The sequence below is a fragment of the Spirillospora sp. NPDC052269 genome, from assembly GCF_040679435.1.
In the GTDB taxonomy this organism is placed as follows: Bacteria; Actinomycetota; Actinomycetes; order Streptosporangiales; family Streptosporangiaceae; genus Spirillospora.
In genome coordinates, this window is record NZ_JBFAUU010000007.1 from 361,139 (window position 1) to 381,019 (window position 19,881).

General features: G+C 73.1%; 17 protein-coding genes. 12 read left to right on the forward strand and 5 right to left on the reverse strand.

Annotated features, from left to right (window positions below; genetic code table 11):
• The first annotated feature begins 30 nt into the window (after positions 1-30).
• The 7 genes from AB0L06_RS17855 (at position 31) to AB0L06_RS17885 (ending at position 5,449) form a co-directional block, all read left to right on the forward strand.
• Positions 31-513: a Crp/Fnr family transcriptional regulator gene (locus AB0L06_RS17855; RefSeq protein WP_500232102.1), complete on the forward strand. Its 483-nt coding sequence runs from the start codon at positions 31-33 to the stop codon at positions 511-513.
• Complete coding sequence (locus AB0L06_RS17860) at positions 510-1,382, forward strand: FAD/NAD(P)-binding protein (RefSeq protein WP_500232103.1); 873 nt, start codon at positions 510-512, stop codon at positions 1,380-1,382. Before AB0L06_RS17855 ends, AB0L06_RS17860 begins: the two co-directional genes overlap by 4 nt.
• A 2-nt stretch (positions 1,383-1,384) precedes the next feature.
• On the forward strand, positions 1,385-2,203 hold the full coding sequence (locus tag AB0L06_RS17865) for an NADH-quinone oxidoreductase subunit B family protein (RefSeq protein WP_500232104.1): 819 nt from the start codon (positions 1,385-1,387) through the stop codon (positions 2,201-2,203).
• Positions 2,200-3,495 carry a Ni/Fe hydrogenase subunit alpha gene (locus AB0L06_RS17870; RefSeq protein ID WP_500232105.1) on the forward strand — a complete coding sequence of 432 codons (1,296 nt, stop codon included), beginning with the start codon at positions 2,200-2,202 and terminating at the stop codon, positions 3,493-3,495. Before AB0L06_RS17865 ends, AB0L06_RS17870 begins: the two co-directional genes overlap by 4 nt.
• Entirely contained in the window at positions 3,492-3,980 is a 489-nt protein-coding gene (locus AB0L06_RS17875) for a hydrogenase maturation protease (protein WP_500232106.1), read from the forward strand. The genes AB0L06_RS17870 and AB0L06_RS17875 overlap by 4 nt, the downstream gene beginning before the upstream one ends.
• A gap of 20 nt (positions 3,981-4,000) precedes the next feature.
• Positions 4,001-5,143, forward strand: coding sequence for a 4Fe-4S dicluster domain-containing protein (locus tag AB0L06_RS17880; RefSeq protein ID WP_500232107.1), 1,143 nt, complete (start codon positions 4,001-4,003; stop codon positions 5,141-5,143).
• A gap of 81 nt (positions 5,144-5,224) precedes the next feature.
• Entirely contained in the window at positions 5,225-5,449 is a 225-nt protein-coding gene (locus tag AB0L06_RS17885; protein WP_500232108.1) for a hypothetical protein, read from the forward strand.
• Positions 5,450-5,477: 28 nt separating this feature from the next.
• Here AB0L06_RS17885 and AB0L06_RS17890 read toward each other — a convergent pair whose 3' ends face one another.
• Complete coding sequence (locus AB0L06_RS17890; protein WP_500232109.1) at positions 5,478-5,978, reverse strand: Crp/Fnr family transcriptional regulator; 501 nt, start codon at positions 5,976-5,978, stop codon at positions 5,478-5,480.
• A 306-nt stretch (positions 5,979-6,284) separates the two neighbouring features.
• Here AB0L06_RS17890 and AB0L06_RS17895 point away from each other — a divergent pair, with 306 nt between their 5' ends.
• Together AB0L06_RS17895 and AB0L06_RS17900 are read left to right on the forward strand one after the other, a co-directional pair.
• Positions 6,285-7,061 carry a CBS domain-containing protein gene (locus AB0L06_RS17895; protein ID WP_500232110.1) on the forward strand — a complete coding sequence of 259 codons (777 nt, stop codon included), beginning with the start codon at positions 6,285-6,287 and terminating at the stop codon, positions 7,059-7,061.
• Positions 7,062-7,217: 156 nt separating this feature from the next.
• On the forward strand, positions 7,218-7,901 hold the full coding sequence (locus tag AB0L06_RS17900) for a response regulator transcription factor (protein WP_500232111.1): 684 nt from the start codon (positions 7,218-7,220) through the stop codon (positions 7,899-7,901).
• A gap of 27 nt (positions 7,902-7,928) precedes the next feature.
• On the opposite strand, the gene AB0L06_RS17905 is transcribed toward AB0L06_RS17900, so the two are convergent.
• A complete protein-coding gene (locus AB0L06_RS17905; protein WP_500232112.1) occupies positions 7,929-10,355 on the reverse strand; it encodes a glycoside hydrolase family 65 protein in 2,427 nt (808 codons plus the stop codon).
• A gap of 96 nt (positions 10,356-10,451) precedes the next feature.
• On the opposite strand from AB0L06_RS17905, the gene AB0L06_RS17910 reads away from it, so the two are divergent.
• The 3 genes from AB0L06_RS17910 to AB0L06_RS17920 all read left to right on the forward strand — a co-directional run bounded on the left by AB0L06_RS17910 (position 10,452) and on the right by AB0L06_RS17920 (position 15,842).
• Positions 10,452-11,330 carry a universal stress protein gene (locus tag AB0L06_RS17910; RefSeq protein ID WP_500232113.1) on the forward strand — a complete coding sequence of 293 codons (879 nt, stop codon included), beginning with the start codon at positions 10,452-10,454 and terminating at the stop codon, positions 11,328-11,330.
• A 74-nt stretch (positions 11,331-11,404) separates the two neighbouring features.
• Positions 11,405-13,123: a GAF domain-containing sensor histidine kinase gene (locus tag AB0L06_RS17915; RefSeq protein ID WP_500232114.1), complete on the forward strand. Its 1,719-nt coding sequence runs from the start codon at positions 11,405-11,407 to the stop codon at positions 13,121-13,123.
• 76 nt (positions 13,124-13,199) lie between these two features.
• Entirely contained in the window at positions 13,200-15,842 is a 2,643-nt protein-coding gene (locus AB0L06_RS17920) for a bifunctional acetate--CoA ligase family protein/GNAT family N-acetyltransferase (RefSeq protein ID WP_500232115.1), read from the forward strand.
• Positions 15,843-15,983: 141 nt separating this feature from the next.
• On the opposite strand, the gene AB0L06_RS17925 is transcribed toward AB0L06_RS17920, so the two are convergent.
• The 3 genes from AB0L06_RS17925 to AB0L06_RS17935 all read right to left on the reverse strand — a co-directional run bounded on the left by AB0L06_RS17925 (position 15,984) and on the right by AB0L06_RS17935 (position 19,840).
• Positions 15,984-17,582, reverse strand: a complete 1,599-nt coding sequence (locus tag AB0L06_RS17925) for a hypothetical protein (protein ID WP_500232116.1) — start codon at positions 17,580-17,582, stop codon at positions 15,984-15,986.
• Between the two features lie 141 nt (positions 17,583-17,723).
• A complete protein-coding gene (locus AB0L06_RS17930; RefSeq protein WP_500232117.1) occupies positions 17,724-18,860 on the reverse strand; it encodes an MMPL family transporter in 1,137 nt (378 codons plus the stop codon).
• Positions 18,860-19,840 carry an MMPL family transporter gene (locus AB0L06_RS17935; RefSeq protein WP_500232118.1) on the reverse strand — a complete coding sequence of 327 codons (981 nt, stop codon included), beginning with the start codon at positions 19,838-19,840 and terminating at the stop codon, positions 18,860-18,862. Before AB0L06_RS17935 ends, AB0L06_RS17930 begins: the two co-directional genes overlap by 1 nt.
• Positions 19,841-19,881: the final 41 nt, after the last annotated feature.

Consider the following 19,881-nt stretch of genomic DNA (forward strand, 5'->3'; position numbering starts at 1 on the left):
GACCCATTTCCCGAGAGGAGGCCGGGCCGGATGGGGGAGACCGACGGCGTCACGTCCGGCGTCCTGGCCGGGGAGCGCTTCTTCGCCGGTGTGCCCGAGCCGCACCTCGCCGCGCTGGCGGCCACCGCCGAGCCCGTGGGCGTCCCGGCGGGGCACCGGTTCTTCACCGAGGGCGGACCCGCTCAGAGGTTCTGGCTGCTGCGCTCCGGAAAGGTCACTCTCGACCTCCAGGTCCCTGGACGGGGCGCGGTCGTGGTCGAGTCCGTGCCCGCCCCGTCCGTGCTGGGCTGGTCGTGGCTGTTCCCACCGCACCGCTGGCGGTTCGGCGCCGTCGCCCCCGAACCGGTGACCGCCTTCAGATTCGACGGGGCCGCCGTACGGGAGCTGTGCGACGCCGATGCCCGACTCGGCCGCGACCTGGCCCTGCGGTTCGCGCAGGTGATGCTGGACCGCCTGGAAGCCACCCGGGTCCGGATGCTCGACCTCTACGCCCACCCCGAGGAACGCCGATGACATCCGCGGGCACGCCGGTGACACCGGCGGGTACGCCGATGGCGCCCGTCCTGTACCGGGTGACGGGACGGCACGAGGAGACGGTCGACACGGTCACGCTGACGCTGGAGCCCGTGGGGGAGCCCATCCAGACGCCGCTGCCCGGCCAGTTCACGATGATGTACGCGTTCGGCGTCGGCGAGGTGCCGATCTCGGTCAGCCGCATCGGACCGGACCCGGGGGCCGGCTCCGCGCAGGGGGCGGTGCTGGAGCAGACCGTCCGGGCCGTGGGCGCGGTGACCCGGGCCGTGTGCGGGACGCGGCCGGGCCAGGTCATGGGGCTGCGCGGCCCGTTCGGCGTCGGCTGGGGGATGGAGACGGCGCGCGGCGGCGACCTGGTCGTGGCCGCGGGCGGAATCGGGCTGGCGCCGTTGAGGCCGGTCGTGCTGCACGCCCTCGCGGACCGGGGCGCCTTCGGCCGGATCGCGGTCCTGATCGGTGCCCGCACCCCCGGCGACCTGCTGTTCGCCCGGGAACTCGACGAGTGGCGGGCGCGCGGCGTCCAGGTCGAGGTCACCGTGGACCGTCCCGTCTCCGGCTGGACGGGTCACGTCGGCCTGATCACGGCCCTGGTGTCCGCCGCGGACGTCGACCCGGGACGGGCCGTCGCGTTCCTCTGCGGGCCCGAGGTGATGATGCGCGTCACCGCGGAGGCGCTCACCGGGCTCGGGATGCGGGCCGCCGACGTCCGGCTGTCGCTGGAGCGCAACATGCGGTGCGGCATCGGCTGGTGCGGGCACTGCCAGCTCGGCCCGCTGCTGGTCTGCCGGGACGGGCCCGTCGTGCCGTACGCGCGCGCCGCGCCGCTGATGACGGTCAGGGAGCTGTGACGATGGAACGCCCCACGCTCGCCGTGTGGAAGTTCGCCTCCTGCGACGGCTGCCAGCTGGCCCTCCTGGACTGCGAGGACGAGCTGCTCGCCCTCGCCGGACGCGTCGAGATCGTCCACTTCCTGGAGGCGTCCAGCGCCGCCGGGGACGGCCCGTACGACGTGTCCCTGGTGGAGGGGTCGATCACCACGCCCGCGGACCTGGAGCGCATCCGGCACGTGCGCGCGGTGTCCCGCAGACTGATCACGATCGGGGCGTGCGCGACCGCCGGCGGCGTCCAGGCGTTGCGCGACTTCGGCGACGTCGCCGAGTTCGCCTCCGTCGTCTACGCGCGTCCGGAGTACATCGCCACCCTCGCCCGCTCGACGCCCATCGCCGCGCACGTGTCCGTGGACTTCGAGCTGCGCGGCTGCCCGATCGACCGCCGCCAGCTCGTGGAGGTGCTGGCGGCCCACCTCGCCGGACGCCGGCCCGACGTCCCGTCCCACAGCGTGTGCTTCGAGTGCAAGATCCGCGGAAACGTGTGCGTCATGGTCGCCCATGGCACCCCCTGCCTGGGCCCGATCACCCACGCGGGCTGCGGCGCGATCTGCCCAGCGTACGGACGCGGCTGCTACGGCTGCTTCGGCCCCTCTCCCGCCTGGAGCGGCACCCACCCCAACACCCGGGGGCTGCTGCCGTGGCTGGACATGACCGAGGACGAGACACAGCGGGTGCTGTCCACCTTCAACGTCACCGCCTTCCGTGAACCCCCGGGGACGCCGGGCGAATCGGGGGAACCGGAACCGCCGGAGGAACCGGGCGGAGGGGACGAGCGGTGACGCACCGCAACGATCGGACGCTGAAGGTCGGGGCGCTCGCCCGCGTCGAGGGCGAGGGAGCCATGTACGTCCGGGTCCGCGGCACGGACGTCGAGGAGGTGCGGCTCGACATCTACGAGCCGCCGCGGTTCTTCGAGGCGTTCCTGCGCGGCCGTGACCACACCGAGCCGCCCGACATCACGTCCCGGATCTGCGGGATCTGCCCGATCGCCTACCAGACGAGCGCGTGCCGGGCGATCGAGGACGCCTGCGGCGTGACCGTGGACGGCGCCCTGGCCGACCTGCGCAGGCTGCTGTACTGCGGCGAGTGGATCGAGAGCCACGCCCTGCACGTCTACCTGCTGCACGCGCCCGACTTCCTCGGCTACCCGGGCGCGGTCGAACTCGCCCGCGACCAGCGTCCGGTCGTCGAACGGGGCCTGAGGCTGAAGAAGGCGGGCAACACGGTGATGGAGGTCCTCGGGGGACGGGCCATCCATCCGGTGAACGTCCGGGTCGGCGGCTTTTACCGGACGCCCGAACGCGCCGAACTCGCCCCGCTCGCCGAGACCCTGCGGCAAGCCCGCGACGACGCGCTCGCCACCGTGGAGTGGGCGGCCGGGTTCGAGTTCCCCGACTTCACCCACGACCACGAGTACCTCGCGCTGACCGCCGACCGGTACCCGCTGGAGGCCGGCACGCTGCGGAGCACCGCCGGACGCGCCTTCCCCGTCGACCGCTTCGAGGAGCACATCGTCGAGGAGCAGGTCCCTCACTCGACCGCGCTGCACGCCCACTTCACCGATGGCGGCGCCTACATGACCGGGCCGCTCGCCCGGTTCTCCCTCAACCGCGACCGGCTCTCGCCGCTGGCGCTGGAGGCCGCGGACCGGGCCGGGCTCGGCGCCGAGTGCCGCAACCCGTTCCGCAGCATCCTGGTCCGCGCCGTCGAGATCGTCTACGCGGTGGACGAGGCGCTGCGCCTCATCGACGCCTACCGGCCGCCGCGCCGTCCGGCCGTGCCCGTCCCGGCCCGTGAGGCCACGGGCCACGGCGCCACCGAGGCCCCGCGCGGCACCCTCTACCACCGCTACGACCTCGGCTCCGACGGCCTGATCCGGGCCGCGCGGATCATTCCGCCGACCTCGCAGAACCAGGCCGCCATCGAGGACGACCTGCGCCGGTTCGTCTCGTCCCGCCTGCATCTGGACGACCACGCGCTGACCCACCGGTGCGAGCAGGCGATCCGCAACTACGACCCGTGCATCTCCTGCTCCACCCACTTCCTCGACCTCACCGTGGACCGGTCGTGACCCGGGAGGACGCGCCGGTGGCGACCGTCATCGGCGTCGGCAACGACTTCCGCCGCGACGACGGCGCGGGCCCGGCGGTCGTCGAGGCCCTGCGCGGCCGGGTGCGGGCGACGCTCGCGGTCACCGACGGCGAACCGGCCCGGCTCATCGGCCTGTGGGCCGGAGCCGACCTCGCGATCGTCGTGGACGCGGTGCGCGCGGACCCGCCCGACCCCGGCCGGATCCATGACCTCGGCATGCGGACGGCGGCGCTCGCCAGGCGCCCCGTCACCGGCCACGCCCTCGGGCTCGGCGACGCCGTCGCCCTCGGCCTGGCCGTCGGGCAGCTGCCCGTCCGGCTCCGCGTGCTGGCCATCGAGGCGCTCGACTTCGGCTTCGGCCGCGGGCTGACCCCGCGGGTCGCCGCCGCCGTCACCGTCGTCGCCGACCGGATCGTCGCCTCGCTGATCCGGGACCAGGCCGGCCCGCCGCCAGGGCACCCGTGACGCTAGGAGAACCGACCGCCATGACCACGCTGGAACTGCCCGGCCTCGGCCCGCTCCACGACGCGCTCCGCCGCGCCGGGTACACCGTCATCGGCCCGACCGTCCGCGACGAGGCCATCGTCCTGGACGAGCTGGACTCGATCGACCGGCTGCCGCACGGGTGGGGCGTCCGGCTCGCGCCCGGCGGCTACCGGATACATCGCAGACAGGACGGCGCCGCCTTCGCCCACGCGGCCGGGCCGCAGTCCTGGAAGCCGTTCCTGCACCGGTCGCGGGTCAAGCTCTGGGAGGCGGACCGGACCGGCGACGACATCGAGGTGCGGGAACAGCCGCCCGCCCCGGCCCGGCTGGCGCTGCTCGGCGTCCGGCCGTGCGACCTGCGCGCCATCGCCGTCCAGGACCGGGTCCTGATGGGCGGACGGTACGTCGACCCCTCCTATGCGGCCCGGCGGAACGGCGCGTTCATCATCGCGGTCAACTGCACCGAACCCGGCGAGACCTGCTTCTGCGTCTCCATGGGCACCGGCCCGGAGGCGGGACCGGGATACGACCTGGCGCTCACGGAGCTGACCGGCGACGACGGCCGTCCCCGCTACGTCGTGGAGGTCGGCACCGAGGCGGGCTCCCTCGTGATGGACGGCATCGAGGCCGGGCCCGCGGCGTCCGGCGACGTGGATCGAGCGCGGGCGGAGGTGGCCGCGGCCGCCGACCGGATGGGCCGGGCGATGCCCCCGGTGAACCTGCAGGAGCTGATGGCGGGCACCTTGGAGGCCGCCCGTTGGGACGAGGTCACCGAACGCTGCCAGAGCTGCGGGAACTGCACGATGGTCTGCCCGACCTGCTTCTGCACGACGGTCACCGACACCACCGACCTCACCGGCGACCACGCCGAGCGCTGGCAGGTGTGGGACTCCTGCTTCGATCCGGCGTTCTCCCACCTGCACGGCGGCGACGTCCGGGCCTCTCCCCGCAGCCGCTACCGGCAGTGGCTCACCCACAAGCTCGGCACCTGGCACGACCAGTTCGGGTCGTCCGGTTGTGTGGGCTGCGGCCGGTGCATCGTGTGGTGCCCGGTCGGGATCGACCTCACCGAGGAGGCCGCCGCACTGCACGCCGAAGCCACCGGGGACGCCCCGGACCCCGCGCAGGGAGATCATTCTTGATCGGCGCGGGAAGCGGGACGGTCGGCGGCCGCTGAGGTGGTCGGTCTGGCGGTTCGCCTTGGGGTGGACGATGATGGGTTCATGTGGTTTGTCGTGTTCGTTGGCGGGATTCTTGCCGTCCTGGTCGTGGTCACCCTGGTGTACGACAGGCGGAGCCGCCGAAGGGGGCACCGCGCGCACGACACCGAGAGAATGTTGAAGGCCTTTCGCAACAACCGCCGGGACATGAAGGCCTGGGACCGGGGCGCGGCGGGCAACATGGGTCAGGACCTCTCCTGGACGTCGCACAGGCGAGGCGGCCGCTGACGCTCCAGGACTTCGGGCGGCGTCGTGCTCAGACGTCCGGCCAGAGGGTCTCCCCGGGACGGGTCTGTCCGGGATGGAGGTAGACGTCCAGGAGCCGCAGCCGGGTGGCCTGGAGCCGGTCGAGCATGACCTCGGCGAACCGGCGGGTCAGCTCGTGCCCGAGTTCGGGATCGGCCGCGCACAGCGTCCGGACGAGCCTGCCGTCGAACTCCATCGCGCTCACCGGTTCGAGGGCGCGCGCTCCGAACCGCCACTGGTAGGGCGGGAACAGCCACGACCAGCCCAGCACCGAGTCGCGTCCGAACGTCTCGATCACCACCAGTCCGCGCCCCGGAATGTGCACGTCCAGCCCGACCCGACCGGTTTCGACCAGCCAGAACCGGTCGGCGTGTCCGCCTTCGTCGAAGAAGCGGTGCTTCTCGGGCATCTCGACCCGCCTGGCCGCCGTCGACAGCCGCTGCAGGTGCGGTTCCCGCAGGTCCCGCAGGAAGGAATGGCGCTCCAGCGAGGACGCCAGGACAGGGGTCATCTCACCCACTCCTCAATCAGGGCCTTCCGACCGGCCACCGTGTCCCCGTCGGCCCGCGGCCCCTGGACGAGCCGTTCCGCTCCCAAGGACGGCGACACCTTCGCCGCCGCGCCGGCTTTCCCAGACCCCTTCGCCATACCCCAAGTCTCTGCGCCGGGCGGCGACCCCGGCAGGGCCGAGAGTCGGGGGCCGATGGGACCTTCGGCCCCCGGCGATTCAACGCCCTGGCCGCCTGCCTACGCGTGCGCGCGGGACTTCCGGGCCGTCCAGGCCGCGTGTGGCCGTCACTTCGGGGACCTTCGGCACGTGAACACCGGCGACCGACCGGAGACGCTGGTGGCAGGAGCCGGATCCGGCGCGGTGGAAGGCCGCCTCGCGGCGCGGCCGACCGGACCGGTCGAGGAGGTCGTCATGGGATACCCGGCGAAGGCGCTGGTCGAGGAGGTCATGACGCGGCGCGTGATCGCCGTCGCGCCCGACACCCCGTTCAAGACGGTGCTGCTGGCGATGCGGATGAACCACATCAACGCGATGCCGGTGGTGGACGCCGCCGGGGCCGTGCACGGCATCGTGTCGTCGGCCGACCTGGTGCTCAAGGAGATCCCCGGCCTGCGCGCACGACGGCTTCCGGGCCTCGGCCGGCGCGGTCGCGAGCACCGCCGGGCGGTCGCCGCGACCGCCGCCGAGCTGATGAGCGGCCCTGTGCGCACCGTGCTCCCGGGACAGACCGTCGGCAAGGCGGCCGACCTGATGCGCCGCCATCGGGTGCACCAGTTGCCGGTGGTGCGCGCGTCGGACGGCCGCATGGTCGGCATCGTCACCCGCTCGGACCTGCTCCGCGTCTTCGCCCGCCCCGACACCGACCTTCACCGCCAGATCGCTCGCGAGCTGCTGACCGACCTGCCGCACGTCCGGATCCAGGTCGACCAAGGCGTGGTGACGCTGCGCGGCACGGTGCCGACGCACGCGGCGGTCGAGCGGCTGGTCCGTGCCGTCGAGGACGTGGAGGGCGTGGTCCGGGTGGACGCGCGGTCGCTCCGGACCGCCGACGAACGGTACCCGGTCGCGCAGTCCGACCAGTGAACCCCCTGGAGGCGCCGCCCCTTCGTGACCGACGCGTCCGATCCCCCCGGTGACCAGGGTCGTTGTCCTGTCAACGGGTCCCGGCCGCCTCCGCTCGCGGACCGGGGCTCCGACTAGTGTTGACGGCATGGACCTTGGCCGATCCAAGGAGCGTCCATGAGCGGTGGGGAGCAGGATCCGCGCACGATCCGGGTCTTCCTGGTGGACGACCACGAGGTGGTCCGCCGGGGCGTGGCGGCGCTGCTGTCGGCCGAGCCGGACCTGGAGGTCGTCGGCGAGGCGGGCACCGCGGACGGCGCCATCGCCCGCATCCCGGCCGTCCGGCCGGACGTCGCCGTGCTGGACGTGCGGCTGCCGGACGGCGACGGCGTCACCGTCTGCCGCGAGGTCCGGTCGCGGGTGCCCGGGCTGGCCTGCCTCATGCTGACCTCCTTCGACGACGACCGGGCGCTCATGGACGCGGTGATGGCCGGGGCCGCCGGATACGTGCTCAAGCAGATCCACGGCTCGGACCTGGTCGGCGCCGTCCGGACGGTCGCCTCCGGGCAGTCCCTGCTCGATCCGCGGAGCACCGCCCGCATGCTCGATCGCGTCCGCCGCCGCCAGGAGCGCCGCGACCCCCTGGCGGGCCTGACCGATCAGGAGCGGGAGATCCTCGACCTGATCGGCGAGGGCCTGACCAACCGGGAGATCGGCGACCGGATGCACCTGGCGGAGAAGACCGTCAAGAACTACGTCTCGAACCTGTTCGGCAAGCTCGGGATGAGCAGGCGCACCCAGGCCGCCGCCTACTCCGCCCGGCTCAAGGCGGACGGCGCCGATCCCGGCGACGACTCCTGACGTCCCCTTTCGCCGGGACGAGCGGGCTCATTCCCTCGGGACCGCTCTGCCGCGTCGGAGGGGGGTCTCCCAGCAGGCGCCGGGCTGGATGAGGACGTCCTCGTCGCCGAAGACGATGCGGATGGGCAGCGCGGCGGCGGGGCGCAGTGAGACCTGGAGCAGGTCCTGGCGGCAGGTGAGGTCGACCCCCCAGTGTCCGCGGAAGCGCAGCCCCAGCCGGAGTTCGCCGATCGCCGAGGGCAGGCGGGGCTCCAGGTGGAGCGTGCCACCGCGCGTGCTCAGCCCGGCGTAGCGGCGCTGGACGAGGTCCACGGTGCCGGCCATGGCGCCCAGGTGGATTCCTTCGGCCGTCGTGCCGTGCTGGGCGTCCACCATGTCGCACTCGAGCGCCTCCCGGAAGACGCGCCAGGCCTCGCCGTCGCCGGTGCTGTCGCCGTCGCCGGCGAGGATCCAGGCGTCCACGAGGAAGCTGAGGGTGGATCCGTGGCAGGTCCGCGGCAGGTAGTAGGCGGTGGTGCGCGCCGCCAGGTCGGGCCCGTGCTCGTAGCCGAGGCGCTGCAGGACGTCGTCGAGCTCGTGGGGCGACAGGACGTGGAAGAGCATCAGGACGTCGGCCTGCTTGGACGCCTTGTAGCGGTTGGGCGTGTCGCCCTCGGCCTCCAGGATCCTGTCGAGCCTGCGGATGTCGCCGTAGCGCTCGCGGTAGCCGTCCCAGTCGAGCTCCTCAAGGTCGCCGTAGCCCTCGAACTGGCTGATCACGCCGTCGTGGAAGGGGATGTGCATCCGCCGCCCGACGTCCTCGAAACGGCTGAGCTCCTCGCGGGTCAGCGCGAGGCGTTCGCGCAGTTCGGTGCGGCGGTCCTCGGGGATGAGGGCCAGCGCGTCCAGGGCCCTGTGCAGCACCCATGCCGTGAGGACGTTGGTGTAGGCGTTGTCGTCCAGGCCCGGCTCCTCGCGGCCGGGGTAGGCGTCGTGGTACTCGTCGGGGCCCATGACGCCGAGGATCCGGTACCGGTCGGCGGAGCGGTCGTAGCGGGCCAGGTCGGCGAAGTACCGCGCGATCTCCAGGATCATCTCGGCGCCGTACTCGGCGAGGAACTCGGTGTCGCCGGTCGCCTCGTGGAAGCGCCAGACGTTCTGCGCGATCGTCAGCCCCACGTGCCGCTGCAGGCGCGAGTGGTCGGGCAGCCAGCGTCCCGACCGCGGGTTGAGATGGACGAGCTGGGTCTCCTCGCGGCCGTCCGCCGCGCTCTGCCACGGGTACATGGCGCCCCGGCGGCCCTCCGCGGACGCCGCGCGCCGGGCCGCGGGCAGCCGCCTGTACCGGTACATCAGCAGCGCCTTGGCGATCTCGGGGAACCGCATGTTCAGGAAGGGCAGGATGAACAGCTCGTCCCAGAAGACGTGGCCGCGGTACGCCTCCCCGTGCAGGCCGCGGGCGGGCACGCCGACGTCCAGGTCCACGCTGTGCGGCGACACCGTCTGCAGCAGGTGGAACATGTGCAGGTTGAGGATCCGCTGCACGTCGGAGTGGTCGAGCCTGAGCTGGGCGCGCCGCCACAGGTGCGCCCAGGCGAGTTCGTGCCGTTCCAGCAGGGCGTCGAAGCCGTCCGCCCTCCGGACGGCGGCCAGCGCCGCCTCGCCGGGCTCCTCGATCGCGCGGTCCCGGGAGGTGAGGACGGCCACGACCTTCTCGACCGTCACGGGCTCTCCCGCCCTCGCCTCGAAGCGGAGGTCCTGCGCCGTCCAGCCCGGCCTGGCGTGCCGGGACCGTCCGGCGGGGACGGACGCCCGGGTGCGCGCCGCCACGGCGATGGTGATCTTCGACGAGATCGTCGTGGTCGTCACCGACGACAGCTCGGGATGGTCCGATTGGTCGGGATTCTCGCGGATGAGGTGTTCCTCGGGCAGGCTCCGGTAGCGGGCGACCCCCGTGTTGGCGACCCGGCCGTCCAGCGCCGAACGGATCTCCAGCGTGCCGGTCCAGTCCTCCGGCACGATCGTGGTCTCCAGGGCGGCCAGGTGCGGATCGTCCATGGAGACGATCCGGCGCTGGGCCAGGCGGAACGTCCGGCCCGCCGCGTCCCGGCAGCGCAGGAGCCGGGTGAGGACCCCGCGGCGCAGGTCGAGCTCCTGCTCGTACGACAGGAGCCGCCCCTCCTCGGACGCGCGATCGAGGTCGAACCACTCGTCCCCGGCGGCGCGGAACGTCAGCGGCAGCCAGTTCGGGACGTTGACCATGTCGGCGTTGTCGGCGTGGTGTCCGTCCACCTCGGTGGACCGGCGGTCGTAGCACCCCGCGACATAGGTCCCCGGGTGGTGCACGTCGTCCGAGGACGACTCGGGCGCGGCGCCGCGCGTGGCGAACCGGCCGTTGCCCAGCGTGCAGAGAGCCTCGCGCAGGCCCTCCGAGGCGGGGTCGTAGCCGTCATAGGCCAGGATCCACTGGTTCATGGGTTCTCTTTTGCCTTGTCGCTCATCGCCGCTTCTCCGAGGATTCCCATTTCGGCACTGGGTATTTAGGGGGTGCAGTCTCGGGGAGGGGCGGGAATGGTCGGACTGGACAGGACCCAAAGGCCGCAGGTGCTGCTCGGCTATGACGCCTCGGAGGACAACGAGCCCGCCCTGCGGTGGGCGATCGAGGAGGCCCGCCTGCGCGGACTGGAGCTGGTCCTCTGCCACTGCTGGCACTGGCCCTACTCCGCCTCCTACGTGGACGGCGACGTCGAGGCGATCGTCAAGCGCGCGGGCGAGATGCTCCTGGAGGAGGGGGAGCAGAGCGCGCGGCGGCTGGGCGCGCCGGGGACCGTCGTCAAGCGGCTGAGAGCCGAGCCCGTGGCGGACGCGCTGGTGGGGGAGTCCGACGAGGCGGAGCTGATCGTGATCGGCTCGCATGAGCGGCACCACCTGCCGGTCGGATCCACCGCGGTGCAGTTGCCGGCCCGGTCGCGACGTCCCGTGGTGGCCGCCCGGCGGGACGGCCTCGGCCACGGCCGCGTGGTCGCGGGGGTGGATGGGTCCGCGGGCGGTGACGCGGCGCTGGGCTTCGCCCTGGAGGAGGCGCTGCTGCGCGGATGGAGCGTCCGGGTCGTGTTCGGGGTCTGGGAACCGGGGGCCGTCGACGAGTCCGAGCTGCCCCTGTTCACCGACAGGGAACGGCTCGTCCGCGTCCGCACCGAAATGCTGGAACGGGCCGTCGCGCCCTGGCGTGAGCGCTTTCCGAAGGTCGACCTGCGGCTTTCGGTGGTTCCGGACCGGCCGCGCGAGGCGTTGCTGGAGGCCGCGAAGGACGCCGATCTGCTGGTGGTCGGAGACCGCGGCAACGGGGGCCTGGATCCCCTGCTCCTCGGGGCGACCAGCTCGGCGATGCTCCAGCACGCGCCCTGCACGGTCGCGATCGTCCCGTCCGCCATGATCGACGAGCCCTGACCGGACCTCTCCGACCTGGGGATCGGGGGTGGGCTCGCCTCGGATGCGGGATCGCGGTCGGCGATACTGGAGGCGTGACCGACGAGTCCGGGCCGGGAGGGGACAGGGCCCGGTTGATCCTCCCTCAGCTGCGGCTGGACGACCTGCTGGCCGAGGTCCAGACGCGGCTGGAGGCGGCGCGGGCGACCCGTGACCGGGTGCACGCGCTGCTGGAGGCCGTGGTCTCGATCGGCGCCGAGCTGGACCTGGAGACGGTCCTCCGGCGCATCACCGAAGCCGCCGCCGAGCTCGTCGACGCCCGCTACGGCGCGCTCGGCGTGATCGGGGACGAGGGGGAGCGGCTCGTCCGGTTCGTCACCGTGGGGGTCGCCGAGGAGGAGATCGCGGCGATCGGCCACTGGCCGCGCGGTCACGGCATCCTGGGCCTGCTGATCAAGGAACCGCGGCCGCTGCGGCTGGCGGACCTGTCCAAGCACCCCGAGTCCTCCGGCTTCCCGGCGGGCCATCCGCCGATGCGCACGTTCCTGGGCGTCCCGATCCGGGTCAGGGGGGAGGTTTTCGGCAACCTTTACCTGACCGAGAAGGTGGACGGCGGCGCCTTCGAGGAGGAGGACGAGGTCGTCCTCACCGCCCTGGCGACGGCGGCCGGGGTGGCGATCGAGAACGCCCGCCTGTACCAGGAGGCCCGGCGGCGCGAACGGTGGCTGGAGGCGTCCGCGGAGATCTCCACGAGCCTGCTCTCCGGGACGGACTCGCACCAGGTCACCTCCCTGGTGGCCGAACGCGCGCGGCAGGTCGCCGACGCCGCCCTCGCCATCGTGGCGCTGATCGACGAGGCGGGCCGCGAGTTCACCGTGGAGGCCGCGGACGGCGCGGGCGCGGACCGGATCCGCGGGGCGCGGCTGCCCCGGGGGAACTCGATCGCCGGGAAGGTGTTCGAGGAGGGCGCGGCCCTGCGCCTGGCCGACGGCGCGGCGGTGGTCCGCGAGGTCGGCGCCCCGGCCGACCTGGAGATCGGCCCGCTCCTGGTGGTCCCGCTGGGCGTCGGCGCCTTCGCCCGCGGCGCGCTCACGGTCGTCAACGCGCCCGGTGCGCCGACCTTCTCCGAGGGGACGCAGCGGCTGCTGGAGGCGTTCGCCGGACAGGCCGCGGTGGCGCTGGAGCTGGCCGACCGCCGCCGCGACGCCGAGCGCCTGGCCCTGCTGGAGGACCGCGACCGGATCGCCAGGGACCTGCACGACACCGTCATCCAGCGGCTGTTCGCCACCGCGATGTCGCTGATGGCCGCGATCAAGATCACCCAGAGGCGGGAGGTCGCGGTGCGGGTCCAGCACGCCGTGGACGACCTGGACGCCACGATCCGCCAGATCCGCTCGTCGATCTTCGCGCTGCAGGCGGAGGGGGACGAGGACTCCCTGCGCGGCCGCGTCCACACCCTCGTCGACGCCGCCGCCGAGCACCTGGGGTTCTCGCCCTCGGTCCGGCTCGACGGCCACCTCGACACCGACGTCGACGAGGAGCTCGGCGAGCAGCTGCTCGCGGTCGTCCGCGAGGCGCTGTCGAACGTGGCGCGGCACGCGCGGGCCACCGAGGTCCTCGTCGCCGTCGACGCCGGCGGCGATCTGACGCTCCGGGTCGAGGACGACGGTGTGGGCATCCCCGAGGGCGGCCGGCGCAGCGGCCTGCGCAACATGGGCGAACGCGCCGAGGCGCGCGGCGGCTCCCTCTCCACCCGGCCGCGACCGGGCGGCGGCACGGTCCTGATCTGGCGCGTCCCCCTCCAGGACGGCTGAGTCGAGGGCCGAAGGTCCCTCGAAGTGGTGACCATGGGGAGGTGACTCGCGGCCCCCGCCGCCGGAGGCTGGGACTATGACGACACGAGCGGCCGGCGGCCCGGTGTACGCGTTGCTCACCGACGGTTCGCAGGTCGAGATCAGACGGATCACCGCGGCCGACCGCGACGCGGTCGGCGCGCTGCACCGCGGGCTCGGCGACGAGAGCCTCTACCGGCGCTTCTTCGGGGTGAACCGGGCCATGGCGGACGAGATCGCCGGTCAGATCTGCCGTCCGCGCGGCTCCGGGCACGCGGCCCTCGGGGCCTGGCTCGGCGGCGAGCTCGTCGGGGTCGCGGAGTACGAGCCGTCCGAGGCGCCGGACGAGGCGGAGATCGCGATGGTCGTCGCCGACCGGATGCACCACCGCGGTGTGGGCACCCTGCTCCTGGAACACCTGGGCTCGCTGGCCCGGGAGAGCGGGGTCGTGGCGTTCCGGGCCGACACCCTCGTGGAGAACGGCCCGATGCTGCGGGTCTTCGCCGACGCCGGGATGCCCGCCAAGCGCCGCGCGACGGCGGGCGTCGTCGAGGTCACGATGCCGCTGGTGCCCGACGAGCACTATCTGGACGTGGTGGCCGAGCGGGAGCGCGGCGCGGACGTGGCCAGCCTCATGCCGCTGTTCAGGCCCCGGAGCGTCGCCGTCATCGGGGTGAGCCGCCGAGCCGGGACGGTGGGGGCGGCACTGCTGCGCGCCACCAAGACGGGCGGTTTCGCCGGATCCCTGCACGCCGTCAACCCGCACGCCGCCGGTACCGACCTGCACGGGGTGCCCTGCGTGGCGTCCCTGTCCGACCTGCCCGAACGGGCCGACCTCGCCGTCGTCGCGGTCCCCGCGGGCGCGGTGGCGGACGTCGCGGCCGAGTGCGGAGAGCACGGCGTCCGCGCCATCGTCGCGATCACGTCCGGCCTGACCGAGCAGCAAGGGAACGAGCTGCGGGAGGTCTGCCACCGGCACGGCATCCGTCTGGTCGGCCCCAACTGCCTGGGAGTGGCCGACACGGTCGGCGCGCTGGACGCGACGTTCGCGGCCCGCCGTCCCGCCGCAGGGGTCGCCGGGGTCGCGGTGCAGTCGGGCGGCGTCGGGATCGCCCTGATCGACCACCTCTCCCGCCTGGGCATCGGCGTGTCGTCCTTCGCGTCCCTGGGGGACAAGTACGACGTCAGCACCAACGACATGCTCATGTGGTGGGAGTCGGACGAGACCACGCGGCTGGGCCTGCTGCACGTGGAGTCCTTCGGCAACCCCCGCAAGTTCGCCCGCACGGCCCGCCGGGTCGCCGCGCGGATGCCGTTGCTGACCGTCCTCGCGGGACGGTCGGAGTCCGGGACGAGGGCGGCGGCGTCGCACACGGCCGCCGCCGCCACGCCGGAGGCCACCCGCCGGGCGCTGTTCGACCAGGCGGGCATCGTCGCGACCGACGACCTGGGTGAGCTGGTGGACGCCGCGGCGATGCTGGCCGGCCAGGAGCCACCGGCCGGGCCGCGCGTGGCGGTGGTGTCCAACGCCGGGGGCGCGGGCGTCCTCACCGCCGACGCCTGCGGCGACGTCGGCCTGACGGTTCCCGGCCTCGACGCGTCCACCCGGAGCGAGCTGGCCGCGATGCTCCCGGCAGCCGCCGCGGTGACCGATCCCGTGGACACCACCGCGGCCGTCTCCGCCGAGGACTTCCAGAAGACGACCGACCTGGTCGCCGCGGATCCGGCGGTGGACGCCGTCATCGCCGTCGTGGCGCCGACCGCCCTGGACGATCTGACCCGCGCCCTGGCCGGTTCCACGAAGCCGGTCGCCGCCGTCGTCCTCGGCCAGCCGGAGAGCGTGCTGATCTCGGACCGGGGCGTTCCCATTTACGCCTACCCGGAGAACGCCGCTCGCGCGCTGGCGCACGCCTGGTCCTACACGCGATGCCGCGACCGGGTCCGCGGCCTGCCGCCCGAACTGCCGGGTCTGCGCGGCGGCGAGGCGACCCGCCTCATCAACGAGTTCCTGAAGGACACACCGGACGGCGGCTGGCCTCCGCCCGGTCAGACGTTCGCCCTCATGGAGTCCTACGGGCTGCCACTCGCGCCATGGCGGGCGGCGCGCACCGAGCACGAGGCGGTCGCGGCGGCGTCCGAGCTCGGCGGCCCGGTGGCCCTGAAGGCCGACGTCGAGGGCGTCGTGCACAAGACCGCGGCCGGCGCGCTGCACCTCGACCTCCGCGGGGCCGAGGACGTCCGCGACGCCTACCGGACGCTGGCCGGCCGCTTCGGAGACCGGCTCCGAGGGGTGATCGTGCAGCTGATGGCGCCCCAGGGCGTCGAGGTGCTGTGCGGCGCCGTCCAGGACGACGTCTTCGGCCCGGTCGTGATCTTCGGGTCCGGCGGCGTCGACACCGAGGCCCTCGCCGACCGCGTCGCCCGGCTGGCGCCCCTCACCGAGCGGGAGGCCGACGAGCTGGCCGCCGGGACCCGCGTGTCGGCCCTCCTGGTGGGGCACGCCGCCCGGCCCGCCGCCGACCTCCCGGCACTGCGCGACACGCTGCTCCGCCTCTCCCGGCTCGTGGCCGACCACCCGGAGATCGCCGAACTCGACCTCAACCCCCTGATCGTCCGCCCGGACGGCGTCATCGCCGTCGACGCCCGCGTCCGCCTGGCCCCGCACGGCGTCTGGGACCCCTACCTACGCCGCCTCCGCTGACCCGGTGGAACGGCGCTGGACGCCGAGTGGGCTGCCCGGCCGTGGTGAACGGCCGGGCAACTCGTCGGGGTCGGCCGGTGATGCTCGCGGGGGTCACCGCGCGGACGTCGGGGCGACCGCGGTTGCGACGATCCTCATCGCTCACGGGGCTGGAGGTGTGGGAGGTTCCAGGAAGGCGAGCATTGCGTCCCGGAGCCTTTCATCGGGCTCGGCCGCCGCGGCGACGCTGATCCAGTCCCGGAGTCGGCTCGGCCGGGACTCCGGCGGCCAGCCCGTCAGGGTCTTGCAGGCGCTGTTTCGAACGTTGGTGACCCGGCTGGACAGGGAGGCCCGCAGCAGATCCAGGCCGACCCCGGGGTGTTCGCTCAGGCCGTCGACGATGGTCCACAGGACACGGTCGGGTGCGCGATCGGGGCCGAACCATGTGCCGTTGGCCGGTCCGCTGGTCAGCGTGTCCAGGGGGAGCAGCCGCGCGGCCAGCGTGAGCACAGAGGTGATGGTCCGGCTGTCGGAGTGCTGGACCGCCCACTGCCAGGCGTACTCGTCGGGGGGGTTCTGTTCGAGGTGCCGGAGCACCGCGGGCATCACCGGCATCTTCATACGGCCGGCGCATGAGAGGGCGATGTTGAAACCATAGGGGTGCGGCGTGCGGCTCGGATCGTTCAAGCACGTGAGCGTCACCTCCCGCCAGACGGGCCGGGCCAGCAGCGCGTCGTAGCGGCGTATGAGGCCTTCGGGTTCGCCCTCGGGCCAGGCGACGCCGCTGTTGCGCTTCAGGACACGTCGTCTGATGGTGAGCAGGTGGTCGAGCATCACCACGGTCGGCCGGGCCATGCTGACGAGTTCGGCGTAGCGGTGCATGGTGGGAACGGCTTCGTCGTAATGGGTCACGTCCTTGGACGGCCCGCCGCGGGCGAGCGCGTTGAGGATGTCGCCGGCGCCCTCCAGCAGGGCGTCGTCCACGTCGGGTTCGAGGAGGGCGGAGTAGAGGTCGCCGGTCGTGGCGGCGAGGTGGGCGAGGTACTCGTTCATGATGTCGTTGCGGAATCCGTCGCGGAGCAGCCACGCCTTGATCTCGGGATCGCCGCACCCCCTCAGGCGCTCGACCGCGTGGATCCGTCCCCAGCCCTGCACCCGCCGGGCCAGTTCGTAGGCGGCGCGTTGCCGGTCGGGTTGCGTCTTCACCAGGGCCACCACGGCGTACAGGGTGAACTCCTCGAGCGCGCCGAGGAGAAGGAGGAGGTCGCGGTCGTCCTCGCCGCCGCATTCCCCCAGGAGCGCGATGCCGAGTTTGACCGTGTCGCGGGCCGAGCCGTGCTCGACCAGGTGCCGCGCGACCTCGTGGAGTGCGTGCTGGGGCAGACCACGTCCTCGCAGGTCCTTGAGCAGGACGTCCACGAGGTCGAGGGCGGACTGCCCGGCGAGGGTGTCGTGGAGTCGGGCCAGAGGCTCGGTACTGAGGGGCGCGGACGCGGCCGTTTCGAGAAGGTCGGCCAGTTCCCTGGCCGCCACCGGTTCGGGGTTGACGCCGAATCCGTGGGTCCGGACCCCGTCCAGCACCAGGCTGGTCAGGCGCGGACCGTCCTCGCCGTCGGGGCGAGGTCGTTCGTCGGGGAGCGGACCGCCGCCGTCCGGCCAGGGGCCGGGGCCGTGCAGTGCGCTCAGGGCCAGAGCGTGGGACAGGAACGTGGTCGGCTCATCGAGGGGACCACCGTCCGGCTCCCACTTGCCGGGGTTCACCGGCTGGGGCGCAGGACGCCCTTTCCATGAAGGATCATCCACCGATGATGGCACCCGGTCCGGGAGGACCGCAACGGGTCTGAGGCGGCTGGGATTCGAGGCCGGCCGCTCCGGGGGCGCCGGAGCGGCCGGCCGGTGGGGCTACTTGCCCGCCAGGGCGGGGGACGAGTCCGGGGCGGGGGTCGGGGGTTCGGCGTTCTTGCGGGCGAGGGCGCTCGGCCACCACATGTGCCGCCGGACGTCCAGGGTGAGCGCGGTGACGAGGACGGACCGGACGACCAGGGTGTCCAGGAGCACGCCGAACGCGACCGTGAAGCCGAGTTCGGCGGCGAACACCAGCGGCATCGAGGCGAGGGCGGCGAATGTCCCGGCCAGGACGAGCCCGGCGGAGGTGATCACGCCGCCGGTGGCCGACAGGCCCGCGAGGGCGCCGCGCCGGGTGCCCCGCAGTGCGGCCTCCTCGCGGACGCGGGTGACCAGGAAGATGTTGTAGTCGATCCCGAGCGCGACCAGGAAGACGAACGCCATCAGCGGGAACGAGGCGTCCATTCCGCCGAAGTGGAAGACGTGGTCGAAGACCAGCGAGCTCACCCCGAGCGCCGCGCCGAACGACAGGACGACGGTCGCCATCAGCAGCAGCGGGGCCACGATCGCCCGCAGCAGCGCGGCGAGGATGAGGAACACCACGGTGAGCACCACGGGGATGATCAGCTTGGAGTCGCGGGCGGCCGCGTTCTGCATGTCCAGGGTGATCGCGGTGCCGCCGCCGATCCGCGCGTCCGAACCGCCGATCCTGTGGACGGCCGTCCTCGCGCGCTTGACGGTGTCCTTGGAGGCCTTGCTGTTCGGCGCGCCCTTGAGGGTGGCCAGGATGAACGCGTCGCCGTCCTTCACGACCGGCCGCTCGACCGAGTCGACGCCGGACACGCCTTCGAGAGCGGTCTTCACCTGGGGCGCGGTGGGCGCTTTGGCGATGACGTAGATCGGGTCGCCGGACCCGGCCGGGAAGTGCGCGGCCTGTATCTCCTCGCCCGTGACGGCCTGGGTCTTCTTGGTGTACTGCTCCTTCTGCGGGATGCCGTCGGCCTTCATGCCGGCCAGGCCGAGCGACAGCGCGCCGAGCACCACGGCGGTGCCGATCCACACGATCCGCGGGCGTCCCGACATGGCCTTGCCGACGCGCGTCCACAGGCCAGTGCTCGTCGGCTCGGGCGAGCCGTGCGCGGGCCGCTTGGGCCAGAAGATCCAGCGGCCGAAGACGACGAGCAGGGCCGGCATCAGGGTGACCATGGCGAGCAGGCCGACCAGGACGCCGATCGCGCAGACGGGGGCCCGAGCCCCTTGGTGGAGTTGAGGGTGGCGAGCATCAGCACCATCAGGCTGATCGCGACCGTGGCGGCGCTGGCGACGATCGCCGGGCCGGAGCGGCGCAGCGCCTCGGCCATCGCCGCGTGCCGGTCCCCGTGCCGCCGCAGTTCCTCCCGGTAGCGGGCGATGAGGAGCAGCGCGTAGTCGGTCGACGCGCCGATGACCAGCACGGCGAGGATGAACGAGGACTGCGCGTTCACGGTCAGCCCCGCGTGCTCGGCCAGCAGGTACACCACCGCCTCGGAGCAGGCGAGCGCGATGCCCGCGGTGATCATCGGGAACAGCCAGAGCATCGGGCTGCGGTAGGTGAGCAGCAGGATGGCGACGACCACCAGCATGGTGATCATCAGCAGCGAGTTCCCCCCGGTGAAGATCCTCGAGGAGTCCGCCGCGTACCCGCCCGCCCCGGTGACGTGCATCCCGAGGCCGTTCGAACCGGCCCTCCCGATGTCGATCATCTGGTCGGCGGCCTTGGTGGCCGCCGCCCAGCCGCCGGAGCGGGTCTCGACCTTCACGAACGTCTGCAGCGCCTTGCCGTCCTTGGACGGGATGGGGCCGCGGACGTCGGGCACCACGTTCCTGACGCCCTTGAACGCGGTCGCGTCGGCCTTCGCCTTCGCGATGTCCGCGGGCGTGACGCCGCCCGGCCGGTCGTAGACGACGACCGTCGGCAGAGTGTCGCCCGGCTGGAACTTGGCCGCCCTGTCGAGGACCTTGGTGGCCTCGGCGTTCTTGGGCAGCCAGGCCGACGAGTCGTTCTTCTGGACGTCCCCGAGCTTCCCGGCGAACATCGCCGCGGGGACCAGCAACGCGATCCAGAGGGCAAGGACGATCCATTTGGCCACCCTGCCGGCTGGCAGCGCGGTGATTCTGCGGGTGTGTTCGACCATGCCCCCAAGAGGCTCCGGCCCGGTCGGAAGTGACACTTAGT

Excerpts from the sequence above, each read along its gene's own strand:
- AB0L06_RS17920 (WP_500232115.1), top strand. The coding sequence starts at position 13,200 with ATGACGACACGAGCGGCCGGCGGCCCGGTGTACGCGTTGCTCACCGAC.
- AB0L06_RS17930 (WP_500232117.1), bottom strand. The coding sequence starts at position 18,860 with ATGCCGGCCCTGCTCGTCGTCTTCGGCCGCTGGATCTTCTGGCCCAAG.
- AB0L06_RS17905 (WP_500232112.1), bottom strand. The coding sequence starts at position 10,355 with ATGAACCAGTGGATCCTGGCCTATGACGGCTACGACCCCGCCTCGGAG.
- AB0L06_RS17910 (WP_500232113.1), top strand. The coding sequence starts at position 10,452 with ATGGTCGGACTGGACAGGACCCAAAGGCCGCAGGTGCTGCTCGGCTAT.
- AB0L06_RS17865 (WP_500232104.1), top strand. The coding sequence starts at position 1,385 with ATGGAACGCCCCACGCTCGCCGTGTGGAAGTTCGCCTCCTGCGACGGC.
- AB0L06_RS17885 (WP_500232108.1), top strand. The coding sequence starts at position 5,225 with ATGTGGTTTGTCGTGTTCGTTGGCGGGATTCTTGCCGTCCTGGTCGTG.
- AB0L06_RS17880 (WP_500232107.1), top strand. The coding sequence starts at position 4,001 with ATGACCACGCTGGAACTGCCCGGCCTCGGCCCGCTCCACGACGCGCTC.
- AB0L06_RS17900 (WP_500232111.1), top strand. The coding sequence starts at position 7,218 with ATGAGCGGTGGGGAGCAGGATCCGCGCACGATCCGGGTCTTCCTGGTG.
- AB0L06_RS17860 (WP_500232103.1), top strand. The coding sequence starts at position 510 with ATGACATCCGCGGGCACGCCGGTGACACCGGCGGGTACGCCGATGGCG.
- AB0L06_RS17935 (WP_500232118.1), bottom strand. The coding sequence starts at position 19,840 with ATGGTCGAACACACCCGCAGAATCACCGCGCTGCCAGCCGGCAGGGTG.
- AB0L06_RS17890 (WP_500232109.1), bottom strand. The coding sequence starts at position 5,978 with ATGACCCCTGTCCTGGCGTCCTCGCTGGAGCGCCATTCCTTCCTGCGG.
- AB0L06_RS17855 (WP_500232102.1), top strand. The coding sequence starts at position 31 with ATGGGGGAGACCGACGGCGTCACGTCCGGCGTCCTGGCCGGGGAGCGC.